A 15,267-nucleotide genomic window follows, 5' to 3' on the forward strand; every position below is an offset into this window, starting at 1 on the left:
CCGCCAAGCCCGCGAACTCGGCTTTCCTCAAGCCTTGAACCGCCTACATGGTCCGCCCAAGGAGAGCAAGTTTTAGCGTTGTGAGAGTTTGAAAGGTTTGCTGCCTTACATCCGGGCTGTTTGTGCAGTTGGTGCTGCTGCCCATGATGGCGATACGCGGTCGGAATTCCTATCTCCGGGTTGTACTTGGGGTACGGGCGGTTCATCGGGATGTTTCCAACCTGGTTTGACCCTCATTCCATCATCACGCCTCTTGCAGGCTCTCCTTCAAAACGGGATCACTCGGTCACGGTCGGGATGTTGTTCAACGCATGCTGATCAGGCGCTCACCGGCTCCAGCGGATTCCACTTGACCCGGTCAAAGCCTGAGCCTTTGGCCAGGACTGCCCACACTGTGCGCGCCATCTTGTTGGCCAGAGCCACCACGACCACGTTGTAGTGGCGCCGCTCCAGCAGCCGAGGGATCCAACCTGACGTCGCTGCCCTGGCGATCACAGCTCTGGCCCCCGCAATCAGCAGGGTACGCAAATAGGTATCGCCACGCTTGGAGATGCCCAACTGCTGCGTCTTTCCCCCGGTACCGACCTGCCGTGGCGTCAACCCAACCCAAGACGCAAACTGGCGACCAGATTTGAAGGTCGAGAAATCTCCGACGGCCGCCACCAGCGCTGAGGCTGTCAACTCCCCAACGCCGGGAATTTGCTGGATCGCCTGCATCTGCCGATCTTCCCGGATCATGGCGCGCAGCCGCTGACCAAGGTGATCGATGTCATCTTGCAAGGTTTCAATGCGCCTGAGTTGTTCCTGTACGCTGAGCACCAGATCTGCGCGTAGCAGATCATCCTCCTGTGCCTTGGCCAGCTCGCCCTGGATCGTTGTGAGCAGTTGGTTGTGACCCACTGGCAGAGCGATGCCGAACTCGGCCAAGATGCCGCGCAGCGCATTGGTTTGCATGATGCGTATCTTCATGAGCTGGCGGCGCATGCCGTGCAAGGCCATGCAGGCTTGTTGCCGCTCCGTCTTGACGGGTACGGGCTTGATATGGGGCTGCTGGGCTGCGACCCAAATCGCCTGCGCATCCATGGCGTCGGTCTTGTCACGCAGCAAGAACGCCTTGACATGCTGGGCCGGCAGTAGCTTGACCTCATGCCCAAAGGAGTTGATCACCCGCGCCCAGTAGTGTGATGTGCCACAAGCCTCCATCGCCACCAGGCTGCGCTGGCATTTGGCGAAGAATTCGGTGAGCTTGGCGCGCTTGATCTGGCGGCGCTGAATCTCGCCAGTCTCCGCGTCAACGATGTGCAACTGGAACACGGACTTGGCCAAATCCAGACCAATGACTGGCAGATTTGCAGTAGATTGCATGGCGGGGCCTCCAGGTTGAGGTGGTTGCTAGAGCTTCCACTTTGGCACTCTGATGCCGTTTCTGCGAGGCCCCCACTGGGTGGATGGTCTCACTTCAGCGGCGGCGCTGTAGGTGGGCGGACCATGCCATCCCCGGGTTTTGAGGAGGCTCCAACCTTTGAGAAGATGGAGCCATGAACAAGACGAACAAGTTTTCCCCCGAAGTGCGCGAGCGCGCGGTACGCATGGTCCAGGAGCACCGAGGCGAGTACCCCTCGCTGTGGGCCGCAGTCGAATCCATGGCCCCCAAGATTGGCTGCGTGCCACAGACGCTGCTCGAATGGGTCAAGCGCGAGGAAGTCGATACAGGCCAGCGCGACGGCCTGACGAGCAGCGAGCGTGAACGCCTCAAACAACTCGAGCGCGAGAACAAGGAATTGCGCCGGGCCAATGACATCCTCAAAGCGGCGAGTGCTTTTTTCGCCCAGGCGGAGCTCGACCGCCGTTTGAAGGGCTGAAGCGATTCATCGACCAGCACCGCCCCATGCACGGGGTCGAGCCCATCTGCAAAGTGCTGCAGATGGCCCCGTCGTGTGACTGGCGCCATGCCGCCCGCCAGCGCAACCCCGAGTTGCGCAGCGCCCGTGCTCAGCGCGACGATGCGCTGGCTGCCGACATCCAGCGTGTGTGGCACGCCAACTGGCAGATGTATGGAGCTGACAAGGTTTGGTTGCAGATGAACCGCGAGGGCAATCGGGTGGCGCGCTGCACGGTCGAGCGGCTGATGAAACGCCTGGGGCTGCAGGGTGCCCGGCGGGGCAAGAAGGTGCGAACCACGGTACCCGACACTTGCGCGCCATGTCCACAGGACCACGTCAACCGGGTGTTCAAAGCCGAGCGGCCCAACCAGCTCTGGGTGTCGGACTTCACCTATGTGAGCACCTGGCAAGGCTGGCTGTACGTGGCCTTCGTCATCGACGTGTTTGCCCGACGCATCGTTGGCTGGCGGGTGAGCACATCCATGCAGACCGATTTCGTGATGGACGCGCTGGAGCAGGCTTTGTACGCGCGTCGGCCCGCTGCCAATGCCTTGGTCCACCATTCGGACAGAGGAGTGCAATACGTCAGCGTCAAGTACACCGAACGCTTGGCGCAGGCAGGCATCCAGCCCTCAGTGGGCAGCAAAGGAGACTCCTATGACAACGCCCTGGCCGAGACCATCAACGGGCTGTACAAGGCCGAATTGATTCACCGCCGCGGACCCTGGAAAACCAGGCAAGCCGTAGAACTTGCCACCCTGCAATGGGTGCACTGGTTCAACCACACCCGACTGCTCAAACCAATTGGGGGTATCCCTCCGGCAGAAGCTGAGGCAAACTACTGGCGGCAACAAGCCAGTCACCACGCCATTCCGGCATGACTTAAACCAACCAGCCTCCACGAAACCCGGGGCGGTTCACCATGGTTAACTGTGGAGCGCAATAAATGGAGAATTTGGAATCTAGCTGTTGGCAACCTGGGTGCCGTAAATATCGCCATTCAAATTGGAGCGAATGTCATCCCCCCGATGAAGTGCCATATGGTTGACCCTTATTTTGGAAAAGCACGCAAGTTACACCAACTCGGGCTGCGAACCCAACAGCTCCATGCTGCGCGCCACTCCAAGTTGTGTCAGTTCGCTAACGTACAGAGCGCCCAAGATCAAACCACCGTTTCCAAGAATCGACGCAATCGAGAACTGAAGTGGCTCCGCAAATCTGGCTGGGCCGAGAGTGGTCTGGCGAGAAGGAGTTTTGGATGCTGAGTTCCCTCAACGATGAGGGATGGAAAGTAACGTCCTGCTTGGTCTTGACCAGGGCCGAAATCGACACGCTCAGCGCACCGTCACGCCGCGGTGGGGGAATTTGAGGTGGCCACAAGGGGAGGAATTTGGGTGGCCATCAAGGCGTGTTCTTCTACCAGCAGAGAGTCGCTCTGCCGGTACGGACTCTGAGGAATTCGTGGTTGCTGCGCCTGTTGGTGCCCGATGAATCTGTGAGGAAACCTGCTCGGAGAATCCCGGCTACGCACGGTGAATGTTCTGATTCACAAGCCTTCGATCGCCGAGCCGGAGGTCTTCCAGCAGCAGAAGTATTCCCTCTATCGCTACGCGACCCGGCTGCTCGTAGAACGCGTATCTTGGCTTTGCCGCGATCACCGAAAGAATGACGCAGGGGATGGTCGGGTCGAGTTGGTTTTATCAAACCGCAGCGCAATGTCCTACGACGACCTTCGTGGCTACCTCGAGCGGTTGCACAACAAAAAAAGCAGAGAAACGCAGATCAATTGGGAGCATCAAGGGTAGCAAAGCCATGAGGGCGGAGGGAGACGTGTTGTAGCAATCGCTTCGGTCTGGCTACACCATGGGAGCCCAACCTGAAACTCCCTCTGGGCGGCAATATCTGCCAGACTGGGACGATGCGCAGATAACTTGACATCGCCCGTAATACACGACCCCCGCCATCCTTCGAACCGCATCGCCGCACGACTGGGCTGGTGCATTGGGGCCGCTTGGAATAGCCAGAAAATGCGGAATGGGCCGACAAAGTCTGCATGTGGTGCACTCCGTCGTGCTACATCGCTTCAACGGAGTCACTAAGTCTCTGTCCGAAAAGGACTTTTTTACCGTTGACCCCATCGAGCATGGGCGCAACCGTCAAGCGCCATGGGTTGTGGGACGCGGAAGCGTTCATGGCGTCTCCGCATCCAGCCAGGTGTGCACGGTGCGCCGGCGGGTTCGATGCCAACCGAGAAGCTCGTTTGCGGCCAGTGCGGTCAGCACCAGGGCGCCGCCAATCAGCGTGCCCCTGCTGGGCTGTTCGCCCGCACCGAGCCAGGCCCAGAGTGTGCCGAACATGGTTTCTAGCAAACCGAGCAAGCCGACCTCGGCCGGCGCCAGGCGCTGCGCGGCCCACACCGCCAGCAGGCCCGGGGCTGCGAGTTGGAACACACCCAGAAAACCCAGCCAGAACAGGTCGTGAAGATCGACACCGACAGGCCAGGCTGGCAGCGCCACGGCGAGCGCCGAGAGCAGTGCGCCAATCAGGACGGCGGCCTGCATCGGCACCCCACTGCCGGCACGGCGCAGGCTGACCCAGTTCGACGCCGCAGCGATGGGCACGGCCAGGGCGATGAGCATGCCGAGCAACTGCATGCTGGACGTGGGGGACTGCAGATCGTGCCAAACCATCCAGCCCATGCCGAGCATGGCCAGCGCGATGGCCGCCCAGGTGCGGCCGGGCAGACGATGACGCAACAGCAGCCAGCCGAGCACGGCGGCGATGAGAGGGCTCAGGCTGTCGGTCAGCAGGGTTTGCGCCACGCTGGTGAGCGTGAGCGCAACCATGAAGGCGGTGAACATCACACCCCAGAAAAAAGCGGAAAGCCAGAGCAGATGCGATGCGCCACGCACATCGACCCAGGCGCGGCGCAGGCCCTGGCTCCAGGCCAGCCACGCCAGCACGGCGAGCACCGTGAAGCTGCTGCGCCAGAACACCAGAACCAAACCATTCTGCTGATGCAGTTGGCGCGTGACGACGCCCGCCACGCTCCACAGCAGCGTGGCCACCACCATGGCGAGTACCGCCTTGGCGTGATCGGGCCGGGCAGCGTTCGACACGACTTTCCCGTCAACGCTGGCGCGGTGCTGAATCTGCCGTCTCAGGCGGCTTGCGCGTCCGAGCGGCCCGCGCGCTTGCGCTCATGCTCGGTGAGGTAGCGCTTGCGCAGTCGGATGGACTTGGGCGTGATTTCCACCAGCTCGTCGTCCTCGATGAACTCCACCGCATACTCCAGCGTGAGCTCGATGGGCGGAGTGATCTTGATCGCGTCTTCCTTGCCCGAGACGCGGAAGTTGGTGAGCTGCTTGGCGCGCACGGCGTTGACGATGAGATCGTTGTCGCGGCTGTGAATGCCGACGATCATGCCTTCGTACACCGGATCTCCCGGTTTGACGAACATGCGACCGCGGTCGTCGAGCTTGCCCAGGGCGTAAGTGACGATTTCGCCCTGATCCTGGCTGATGAGCACGCCGTTCTTGCGCCGGGCGATTTCGCCGCGATAGGCGTCGTAGCCGTCGAAGATGTTGCTGATGAGCCCGGTGCCGCGCGTCAGGTTCATGAATTCGTTCTGGAAGCCGATCAGGCCACGCGCCGGAATGCGGTATTCCAGGCGCACGCGGCCCATGCCGTCGGGTTCCATATTCACGAGTTCGCCACGGCGCTCACCCAGGGCTTGCATCACGCCGCCCTGGTGCTGCTCTTCCACGTCGGCAGTCACCAGCTCGATCGGCTCGTGGCGCTGGCCACCGACATCGTGGAACACCACGCGTGGCTTGCTCACGGCCAATTCAAAACCTTCGCGGCGCATGTTTTCCAGCAGGATGGTGAGATGCAATTCACCGCGCCCGGAGACTTCGAAGATGCCGTCTTCGTCGGTATCTTTCACGCGCAGGGCGACGTTGCTTTGCAGCTCGCGGTCGAGGCGATCGCGAATCTGGCGGCTGGTGACGAACTTGCCTTCGCGCCCGGCCAGCGGGCTGGTGTTGACGCAGAAGTTCATGTTCAGGGTTGGCTCGTCGACCAACAACATGGGCAAGGGGCGCGGGTTGTCCACGCTGGTGAGCGTCACGCCGACACCGACATCCTCGATGCCGTTGATCAGCACGATGTCGCCCGGCTCGGCACTTTCAGCCTGTTTGCGCTCCAGGCCCTCGAACTTGAGCACCTGGTTGACACGCGCCTTGAACGGGGTGGAATCGGGGCCGTTGTACACGGCCACTTCCTGCATGGGTTTGAGCGTGCCGCTGTTGATGCGGCCGATGCCGATGCGGCCCACGAACGTGGAGTAGTCGAGCGAGCAGATTTGCAGCTGCAGCGGATCGGTCGCCAGCCCTGCGTGGGCAGGCACGTGCTGCAGCACGGCATCGAACAGCGGCGCCAGATCGGTGCCGACTTCGCCCGGAGTCAGGCTGGCCCAGCCGTTCAGGCCGGAGGCATAGACCACCGGGAAGTCGAGCTGTTCTTCGGTGGCGCCGAGCTTGTCGAACAGCTCGAAGGTGGCGTTGATGACGTAGTCGGCACGCGCCCCGGGACGGTCCACCTTGTTGATGACGACGATGGGTTTGAGGCCCAGCGCCAGTGCCTTCTTGGTGACGAAGCGGGTCTGCGGCATCGGGCCTTCGACGGCGTCGACCAGCAGCAGCACGCTGTCCACCATGGACAGCACGCGCTCGACCTCGCCACCGAAGTCGGCGTGGCCGGGGGTGTCGACGATGTTGATATGCGTGCCCTTCCACTCCACCGCGCAATTCTTCGACAGGATGGTGATGCCGCGCTCTTTTTCGAGGTCGTTGGAATCCATCACCCGTTCGGCCACTTGCTGGTTCTGGCGGAAGGTGCCGGACTGGCGCAGCAGTTGGTCCACCATGGTGGTCTTGCCGTGGTCGACGTGAGCGATGATGGCGATGTTGCGAATGGATCGTGTCATGGTGTGTTCACTGCGCTTGCAGTTCCTCGTTGCTCAGCAGGCGTTGCGGGGAGAGCACATGCCCGTCCCAGTGCGCAACGCCGAGAAATGAATGATGGGTTGGGGTCGTGCCATGCACGCGCACCTGCCCGGACGGCAAGGTTGGCGCCAGTTCATGCGCCAGGGTCTGGCCGTGCAGCAGCCGCGCGGATTGCGACGCGTCCAGGTCGATGCGCGGCAAACCCTGCACCAGACAATCGACCGGCAGCAAATGGGCCTGCGCGGCGCCGGCATCGAGTCCGCGCACGGCATCCAACGTGCAGGCCTGGCTGATGTCGAACCCGCCGCTTGCGGTGCGACGCAAGGCGGCAAGATGGGCGCCACAGCCGAGTTGCTGGCCAATGTCGCGCGCCAGCGCACGGATGTAGGTGCCCTTGCCGCAGCGCACGTCCAGCGTCAGCAAATCGCCTTGCAGCGAGACAAGGCCGATGGCGTCGATGCGCACCTGGCGCGAAGGCACGTCGATCTCCTGACCGGCACGCGCATAGGCATACAACGGCTTGCCGTCACGCTTGAGGGCGCTGTAGATGGGCGGCGTCTGCGCGATGGTGCCGACGAAACCCTGCAGCACCTGCAGCAGTTGCTCGGGCCCCCAGTCGGGCAAGGCTTTGCGCTCGATCACCTCACCCTCACCATCGTCGGTGGTGGTGGTGACGCCGAGTTGCAGCACGGCACGATAGGCCTTGTCCGCGTCCAGATGCATCTGGGCGAACTTGGTGGCGGCGCCGAAACACAGCGGCAGCAAGCCGTCGGCCAAGGGATCGAGCGTGCCCGTATGGCCGGCCTTCTCGGCGCGCAAGGCGCGACGCACCTGCTGCAGCGCGGTTTGCGAAGTGCAGCCACGCGGCTTGTCGAGCAGCATGACGCCATGCACCGACTGCCAGCTGGACCGTTGCTGTTGGGCTGCAACCATGAACTTTTGGACCGAGCGCCGGGCGCTCAATCGTCCTTTGCCGTATTGGCGACGGCCTGGGCGATGAGTGCATTCATATCGCTGGCCTTGCTGGTGGATTGGTCGAACACGAAATGCAGCGTCGGCACGGTATGGATGCGCAGCCGCTTGAACAACAAGCTGTGCAAATAGCCGGCGCGCTCGTTGAGCGCAGCAGCCACATGCTCCGGCTCGCCGCCCAGCACTGTGAAAAAGATGCGCGCATGCGCGTAATCGGGCGTGAGCTGGACATCGGCAATGGTCACCAGGCCGATGCGCGGGTCACGCAGCTCACGGGGGATCAACTCCGACAGATCACGCTGGATCTGGTCGGCGATGCGGTGAACGCGGTGTGGACTGCTGGCCTGACGTGGCATGGGCTGGGTGAATCGCGATGAGAACTGGGATGGAACCGTCGAAGCAATGGCGAAAAGCATGCGCACAGCGCGCGCCGCGGCCGTTTTCAGGCGGTCGCGGCGCCAAGGCTGCTGCGTTAAAGCGTGCGCGCCACTTCCTTGACTTCGAACACTTCGAGCTGATCGCCCTTTTCCAGGTCCTGGAAATTCTTCAGCGACAGGCCGCACTCGAAACCTTCCTTGACCTCGCGCGCATCGTCCTTGAAGCGTTTGAGCGAGTCGAGTTCACCCGTATGGATGACCACGTTCTCACGCAGCACCCGCACTTGCGCCGAACGCCTGACGAGACCGGACAGCACCATGCAGCCCGCCACCGTGCCGACCTTGGTGATGCGATAAACCTCGCGCACCTCGACCAGGCCCAGGGTTTCTTCTTTCTTCTCCGGCGTGAGCATCCCTGACATCGCAGCTTTGATCTCATCCACGGCTTCGTAGATGATGTTGTAGTAGCGAATGTCGATGCCGTTCTGCTCGGCCAGCTTGCGCGAGCCGGCGTCGGCACGGGTGTTGAAGCCGATGATCACGGCCTGCGAGGCGATCGCCAGATTCACGTCGCTCTCGGTGATGCCGCCCACCGCCGCATGCACCACCTGCACCTTGATCTCATCGGTGGAGAGCCTGGTGAGCGCATGCACCAGCGCCTCCTGCGAACCCTGCACGTCGGACTTGATGATGAGGTTCAGGGTTTGCATGCCCTCGACCATCTGGTCGAACATGTTTTCCAGTTTCGCGGCCTGCTGGCGGGCCAGTTTGACATCACGGAACTTGCCCTGGCGGAACAGGGCGATCTCGCGCGCCTTGCGATCGTCTTGCAGCACGATGATTTCTTCACCTGCGGTGGGAACTTCCGTCAGACCCTGGATTTCCACCGGAATGGAAGGGCCCGCGCTCTGCACCGGCTTGCCGGTTTCGTCCAGCATGGCGCGCACGCGGCCATAGCTGGAGCCCGCCAGTACCGCGTCGCCGCGCTTGAGCGTGCCCGAAAGCACCAGCACCGTGGCCACCGGACCGCGGCCCTTGTCGAGCCTGGCTTCGATCACCAACCCCTTGGCGGGCGCATCTTCCGGAGCCTTGAGTTCCAGCACCTCGGCTTGCAGCAGCACCTGTTCCAACAGCTCGTCGATGCCCTGCCCGGTCTTGGCTGATACCGGCACGAACGGCGATTCGCCACCGTACTCTTCGGGCACAACCTGCTCGGCCACCAGTTCCTGCTTCACGCGCTCGGGATTGGCATCGGGTTTGTCAATTTTGTTCATCGCCACGACGATGGGCACCCCCGCTGCCTTGGCGTGGGCGATCGCCTCCTTCGTCTGCGGCATGACGCCGTCGTCGGCAGCCACCACCAGAATGACGATGTCCGTTGCCTTGGCACCACGCGCCCGCATGGCGGTGAAGGCCTCGTGCCCGGGGGTATCGAGGAAGGTGATCATGCCGCGCGGCGTGGTGACGTGATAGGCGCCGATATGCTGGGTGATGCCGCCCGCCTCGCCCGATGCAACCTTGGCACGGCGGATGTAGTCCAGCAGGGACGTTTTCCCATGGTCGACGTGGCCCATGACCGTGACCACCGGCGCGCGCGGAAGCAAGGTCAATTCCTGCGGAACCTGGCCTTCCTCCTCGAGGAAAGTTTCCGGATCGTCGAGTTTGGCGGCAATGGCGGTATGGCCCATTTCCTGCACGATGATCATCGCGGTTTCCTGGTCCAGCACCTGGTTGATGGTCACCATCTGGCCCAACTTCATCAGCACCTTGATGACCTCGGATGCCTTCACCGCCATCTTGTGGGCCAGATCGCCCACGGAGATGGTCTCGGGCACATGCACCTCACGCACCTGCGGCTCGACCGGCGCCACGAAACGTGGCGCTTCCTTCTCGCGCGAATCGCGACGTGAACCGCCCTTGGCGCCGCGCCAGGCAGCGGTGCCGCCGCTGGCGTCACCACGCGTCTTGATGGCACGGCGCTTGGCAGCCTCGTCAGCCCAGGACGACGACAACTGCTCCGACTTGACCTGCTTTTTGTCTTTCGCGCCTGCCGCCGTGGTGGCGGCTGCAGCGCCCGCGGGCTTGGCTGCGCCTGCAGCAGGTTTGTGGATGGTGCCCTTGATGGTGGCACCCGCCTTGGCAGCGACTTCTGCCGGCTTGGCCACTTCAGGCTTGGGCGCATGCAACACCGCGCGAGGGCGGGAGAGCATGTCGCGAATCGCCGCAGCCTCGTTCTCGGCAGCCTTGCGACGCACTTGCACGGCCTCGAGTTCAGCCGCGCGGGAGACGGACGCTGCTGCGTCTGCAGCGCGCTTGGCATCAACCTTCGCCACTGCCGCAGCATGCTCCTGGGCTTCCCGCTCGGCCGCCTTGCGCGACTTGTCATCGTCCTGCTCGGACGGCTGTTCCGCCGCGATCGCGGCCTTGGCCTCGGCTTGCGACCGGCGCTTTTCATCCAGTCGCTCTTGCGCCGCGGCACGCGCTTGGGCGGCCTCTTCTTCTTCGCGCTGGCGCTTGCCGAGTTCCTCGGCCTGGCGCGCCAACAGTTCGGACTGATGTTTGGCTTCTTCCTCGCGACGACGAAGCTCGGCTTCGTCCACCACGGGTTGCGTGACGACGGGGGCCGAAGGCTCCGCGGGCGCAACTTCGTCGCGCTTGACAAACACGCGCTTCTTGCGCACCTCGACCTGGATGGTGCGGGCCTTGCCGGTGGAATCGGCCTGCTTGATTTCCGTGGTCTGCTTGCGCGTCAGCGTGATTTTTTTGCGATCAGCGCCAACCACGCCATGGGCCACCCGCAGGTGGTCGAGCAAACGCGCCTTGTCGACCTCGCTGATCGGGTCGTCGGGCGTTTGCTTGTGCACACTGGCGGCCGCCAATTGCTCCAGCAATTGGGTGGCGGGAATGTGCAGTTCTGTTGCGAGTTGCGCGACGGTTGTTTGTGCCATGGGTGGTTCCTTGCTCCGCAGTTCTCAGGCGTTGAACCAATGTTCGCGAGCCTGGAGAATGAGCGCGCTGGCCTGGGCTTCTTCAGCCCCGGTAATGGCCGTGAGTTCGTCCACAGCCAGATCGGCCAGGTCGTCACGGGTTTGGATGCCGGCATTGGCCAGCTTCGCAATATCGTCGCTGGACAGGCCTTCGAGGCTCTTGAGGTCCTGCGACACTTCCTCGAGTTTCTGCTCGCTGGCCAGTTCTTGCGTCAGCAAGGCGTCGCGGGCACGGTTGCGCAGTTCATGCACCGTTTCCTCATCGAACGACTCGATCTCCAGCATTTCCGGCAGCGGCACATAAGCCACTTCCTCCAGGCTGGTAAAGCCTTCCTGGATGAGGATGTCGGCGACTTCCTGGTCCACATCGAGCTTCGTTCGGAACAGCTCGCGCATGCTTTCGGTTTCAGCCGTGTGCCGGTTTTGCGATTCCTCGGCCGACATCAGGTTGATGGCCCAGCCCGTCAGCTCGGATGCGAGGCGCACATTCTGCCCGGCACGGCCGATGGCCAGGGCCAGGTTTTCCTCATCCACGGCCACTTCCATGGCATGCTTGTCCTCGTCGACAACGATCGACTGCACATTGGCTGGCGCCAGGGCACCGATGACAAACTGCGCCGGATCTTCGGACCACAGCACGATGTCGACACGTTCGCCGCCCAGCTCATTGCTCACGGCATTCACGCGTGAGCCGCGGACACCGATGCAAGTGCCGATCGGGTCGATGCGGCGATCGTGCGACAACACGGCGATCTTGGCGCGCACACCGGGATCGCGGGCGCAGGACTTGATCTCCAGCATGCCCTGCTCCATCTCGGGAACCTCGAGGCGGAACAGCTCTTTCATGAACTCGGGCGAGGTCCGCGACAGCTCGATTTGCGGGCCGCGGGCCTGGCGGTCGATTTTCGAGATGACGGCGCGCACGCGGTCGCCGGCACGCACGTTCTCTTTCTGGATCATGTCGCTGCGACGCAGCCGGGCATCGACCTTGCCGGACTCGACAATGGCGTCGCCCTTGTCCATGCGCTTGACCGTGCCGACGAAAATCTTGTCGTTGCGCTCGAGGAAATCATTCAAAATCTGCTCGCGTTCGGCGTCACGAATTTTTTGCAGGATCACCTGCTTCGCCGCCTGGGCGCCGATACGGCCGAATTCCACGCTCTCCACCGGCTCTTCGATGTAATCGCCGACCTCGATGTCGGGGATCTGCTCGAGCGCCTCGAAATGCAGGATTTCCGCGTCAGGCTGCTGCAGCCCGGCCTCGTCCGGCACCACGAGCCAGCGGCGAAAGCTTTCATAAGCACCCGTATCGCGGTCGATGGCGACACGAATGTCGACCTCGCCGGGATAGCGCTTCTTCGTGGCCGAAGCCAGCGCGGCCTCGACCGCACCGAACACCACATCCCGCTCCACATTCTTTTCGTGCGCCAGCGCATCGACCAGCATCAGCAGCTCACGATTCATAATTTTCGACCCCTAAAGTCAAGCACGGGCACGAGGCGGACTTCGCGCGCCTCGGCCATGGAAAAACGCAATTCATGCACATCCCCCGTGGCGCCGTTCGCCCCCGGGGCCCCACCATCCGCGCCAGCGGGCTTGGCCTTCTTCGCCGCAGCCGGTTTGGCAGCCTTCAATTTTTTCCCACCCGGCTTCGCCGCCGCAGCAGCCGCCAGCAAAGCATCGTCCCAGACGATGACATAGCCATCAGCCTGAGCCGGCGCTTCAGCGCTCCCGCCCACGGCTGCCGCTGTCGGGGCCTGCAACACACCGCGGTATTTCTTGCGGCCCCTGTACGGCGCGCGCAAGGTCACTTCCACTTCCAAACCCGCAAAACGCTGCCAGTCGTCCGGCAGCCTCACCAGGCGATCAAGCCCGGGAGATGACACCTCAAGGCGCCTGTAGTCCAGACCTTCGACTTCCAGCGCGTACTGCAACTGGCGCGTGACGCGCTCGCAATCATCGACCGTGACAAACTCGCCGTCGGGACGGTCGATCGTGATGCGCAGCAGGCCTGCCGAAGCCCAGGCGATCTCGACACAGGCGTAGCCCATCCCTCGGACGGTCGTCTCGATGATCTCTGTCTTCTGCATACCGCGACTGCCTTGCACCCTGAAGCCACCATCCGCTTTGAAAGACCCACTGCCCAACTCGCTGCCCGGCTTGTCACCAGGTACCGACAAAAAAAAAGGGCGATTGGTGTCGCCCATTTGTGTCGCCCATCTGGCCAACCCGGCTCTTACACATCCACCCTGCCGAGGCTCAGGCCTCGTCGAACAAACGCACATGCAGAAATGGATTACAGCCTTGAAATAATAAGGGAAAATGCGAATTTTGGCAAGTTGCGCGGACTTATGACGGTCTTGGGGGCAGTTGCCAGGGGCCGGATTCCGCCCGCATCGAGTCGGAGTCTGGGCGCCGTCAGCCGGCAACGCCGGCGGCATGGACCAGTTGCCGGGTGTAGGGCTGCTGCGGGTGGCGCAACAAGGCCAGAGCCTCGCCCGTTTCCAGAATTCTGCCCTCGCGCATGACCGCGATGCGGTGGGCCATCGCGCCAATCACGGCCATATCGTGCGTGATGAACAGATAAGCCAGGCCCTGCTCGCGTTGCAGCCTGATGAGCAGGCGCAGGATTTGTTGTTGCACGGAAATATCCAGTGCGCTGGTCGGCTCGTCCAGCACCAGAACGCTGGGACGCAGCACCAGCGCCCGCGCCAGGGCAATGCGCTGCCGCTGTCCGCCGGAGAACTCGTGCGGAAACCGGGGCAGGATGCTCGCATCCAGGCCCATGTCGCGGAGTGTGTCCACCACGCGCACGCGACAGGCTTCCTGATCGAGCGCAGGCTCATGGATGTTGAGGCCCTCGGCCACGATCTGCTCGACATTACGCCGCGGCGACAAAGAAGAAAAGGGATCCTGGAACACCACCTGAATCTTACGCCGGGCGGCACGCCAGCCACGGTTGCCCAGTCCGGCAAGTTCCACCCCGGCGAGGCTGACACGCCCTTCCCCCATGGGCTGCAGGCCAAGCAGGGCCATGGCGAGGCTGGTCTTGCCGCAGCCCGATTCGCCCACGAGCCCGAGGGTTTCGCCAGCGCGAAGCTCCAGCGATACCTGATCCACCGCCGTGTGCAGGCGCCGGCGCAGCCACGGGCCGCCCTGGGCATAAGCCACGCTGACCCGCTCGGCTTGCAAAACAACGGGCGCCCGCGGCGACAGCGGCTCAACATCGCGCTGCGGCAAACTGGCCAGCAAGGCCTGGGTGTACGGATGTTGCGCGTGCGCGAACACCTCGGCAGTGGCTCCCTGCTCGACCAGGCGCCCCTGCTGCATGACGCCGACACGTTGGGCGAAGCTGCGAACCAGATGCAGATCGTGGCTGATGAGCATGACGGCAAGCCCCTCTTCGCGCTGCAGCTCGTCCAGCAGCGCAAGAATTTGCGCCCGCACGCTCATGTCCAGCGCCGTGGTGGGTTCGTCCGCCAGCAACAGCCGGGGCTTGCAGGCCAGTGCCATGGCGATCATGGCGCGCTGACGCTGGCCACCGGAAAGCTGGTGCGGATAGCTCTGCGCGCGGCGCGCCGAATCGGCGATGCCCATGCGCTCCAGCAAGACCACGGCGCGAGCCCACGCGGCCTTGCGCGACAAGGCCTCGTGCAGTTCGAGGGACTCGGCGATTTGCTGACCGACGGGTTGAAGCGGGTTGAGCGCGCTCATCGGCTCCTGAAAGATCATCGCGATGTCACGGCCGCGAACGCCACGCAGACGGCGCTCCGGCATGCTGGCCAGGTCCTGCCCCTGGAACAGCACCCGCCCCCTGACGGTTGCGCCCTGCAGCAAGCGCAGGATGGCAAGTGCCGTGACGGTCTTTCCCGAGCCGGACTCACCGACCAGGGCGTATTTTTCGCCGGCGCGCAGCTCCAGGTTCAAGTCGTGGACCACCCGCTGCGGACCGAAGTCCACGTTCAGCGCCTCGATGCGCAGCAAGGCCGCATTGGTTTGCGAAGACGCTTCACGCGTCGCGTCGGGAATTGCGCTCATGGAC

At 62.9% G+C, this 15,267-nt stretch carries 11 protein-coding genes and 1 other annotated feature; of the genes, 2 read left to right on the forward strand and 9 right to left on the reverse strand.

The window, feature by feature from the left end:
* Positions 1–318: 318 nt before the first annotated feature.
* Positions 319–1,365 (reverse strand): IS110 family transposase, encoded by a 1,047-nt coding sequence (locus THIX_RS11680; RefSeq protein ID WP_112486297.1) that lies wholly within the window; start codon positions 1,363–1,365, stop codon positions 319–321.
* Between the two features lie 173 nt (positions 1,366–1,538).
* Here THIX_RS11680 and THIX_RS11685 point away from each other — a divergent pair.
* Positions 1,539–2,764 (forward strand): IS3 family transposase gene (locus THIX_RS11685; protein ID WP_112486375.1). Its coding sequence is split into 2 segments (ribosomal slippage): positions 1,539–1,818 and positions 1,818–2,764, totalling 1,227 coding nucleotides; the frame shifts between segments, so codons are not numbered across the junction.
* Positions 1,817–1,933 (forward strand) — a sequence feature (AL1L pseudoknot). (Overlaps the previous gene by 117 nt.)
* Before the next feature lie 651 nt (positions 2,765–3,415).
* The gene (locus tag THIX_RS11690; RefSeq protein WP_158540868.1) at positions 3,416–3,688 is read left to right on the forward strand and encodes a hypothetical protein; all 273 of its coding nucleotides are present in this window, start codon (positions 3,416–3,418) and stop codon (positions 3,686–3,688) included.
* A 384-nt stretch (positions 3,689–4,072) separates the two neighbouring features.
* On the opposite strand, the gene THIX_RS11695 is transcribed toward THIX_RS11690, so the two are convergent.
* The 8 genes from THIX_RS11695 to THIX_RS11730 all read right to left on the reverse strand — a co-directional run bounded on the left by THIX_RS11695 (position 4,073) and on the right by THIX_RS11730 (position 15,263).
* Positions 4,073–5,002 (reverse strand): DMT family transporter, encoded by a 930-nt coding sequence (locus THIX_RS11695; protein ID WP_256359975.1) that lies wholly within the window; start codon positions 5,000–5,002, stop codon positions 4,073–4,075.
* Positions 5,003–5,043: 41 nt separating this feature from the next.
* Positions 5,044–6,870, reverse strand: coding sequence for a translational GTPase TypA (gene typA, locus THIX_RS11700; protein ID WP_112486378.1), 1,827 nt, complete (start codon positions 6,868–6,870; stop codon positions 5,044–5,046).
* Positions 6,871–6,877: 7 nt separating this feature from the next.
* On the reverse strand, positions 6,878–7,822 hold the full coding sequence (gene truB / locus THIX_RS11705; protein ID WP_112486379.1) for a tRNA pseudouridine(55) synthase TruB: 945 nt from the start codon (positions 7,820–7,822) through the stop codon (positions 6,878–6,880).
* A 26-nt stretch (positions 7,823–7,848) separates the two neighbouring features.
* Positions 7,849–8,217, reverse strand: coding sequence for a 30S ribosome-binding factor RbfA (rbfA, locus tag THIX_RS11710; RefSeq protein WP_112488327.1), 369 nt, complete (start codon positions 8,215–8,217; stop codon positions 7,849–7,851).
* Between the two features lie 116 nt (positions 8,218–8,333).
* Positions 8,334–11,186, reverse strand: coding sequence for a translation initiation factor IF-2 (gene infB, locus THIX_RS11715; RefSeq protein WP_112486380.1), 2,853 nt, complete (start codon positions 11,184–11,186; stop codon positions 8,334–8,336).
* A 24-nt stretch (positions 11,187–11,210) separates the two neighbouring features.
* A complete protein-coding gene (nusA, locus tag THIX_RS11720; protein WP_112486381.1) occupies positions 11,211–12,689 on the reverse strand; it encodes a transcription termination factor NusA in 1,479 nt (492 codons plus the stop codon).
* Positions 12,686–13,315 carry a ribosome maturation factor RimP gene (locus THIX_RS11725; RefSeq protein ID WP_112486382.1) on the reverse strand — a complete coding sequence of 210 codons (630 nt, stop codon included), beginning with the start codon at positions 13,313–13,315 and terminating at the stop codon, positions 12,686–12,688. The genes nusA and THIX_RS11725 overlap by 4 nt, the downstream gene beginning before the upstream one ends.
* A gap of 328 nt (positions 13,316–13,643) precedes the next feature.
* Entirely contained in the window at positions 13,644–15,263 is a 1,620-nt protein-coding gene (locus THIX_RS11730; RefSeq protein WP_112486383.1) for an ABC transporter ATP-binding protein, read from the reverse strand.
* Positions 15,264–15,267: the final 4 nt, after the last annotated feature.

Origin of the sequence: Thiomonas sp. X19 (assembly GCF_900089495.1) — a bacterium.
Taxonomy (GTDB): domain Bacteria; phylum Pseudomonadota; class Gammaproteobacteria; order Burkholderiales; family Burkholderiaceae_C; genus Thiomonas_A.

Coding starts and splice junctions, on each gene's coding strand:
- typA (WP_112486378.1), bottom strand. CDS start 6,870: ATGACACGATCCATTCGCAACATCGCCATCATCGCTCACGTCGACCAC.
- truB (WP_112486379.1), bottom strand. CDS start 7,822: ATGGTTGCAGCCCAACAGCAACGGTCCAGCTGGCAGTCGGTGCATGGC.
- THIX_RS11680 (WP_112486297.1), bottom strand. CDS start 1,365: ATGCAATCTACTGCAAATCTGCCAGTCATTGGTCTGGATTTGGCCAAG.
- rbfA (WP_112488327.1), bottom strand. CDS start 8,217: ATGCCACGTCAGGCCAGCAGTCCACACCGCGTTCACCGCATCGCCGAC.
- THIX_RS11730 (WP_112486383.1), bottom strand. CDS start 15,263: ATGAGCGCAATTCCCGACGCGACGCGTGAAGCGTCTTCGCAAACCAAT.
- infB (WP_112486380.1), bottom strand. CDS start 11,186: ATGGCACAAACAACCGTCGCGCAACTCGCAACAGAACTGCACATTCCC.
- THIX_RS11725 (WP_112486382.1), bottom strand. CDS start 13,315: ATGCAGAAGACAGAGATCATCGAGACGACCGTCCGAGGGATGGGCTAC.
- nusA (WP_112486381.1), bottom strand. CDS start 12,689: ATGAATCGTGAGCTGCTGATGCTGGTCGATGCGCTGGCGCACGAAAAG.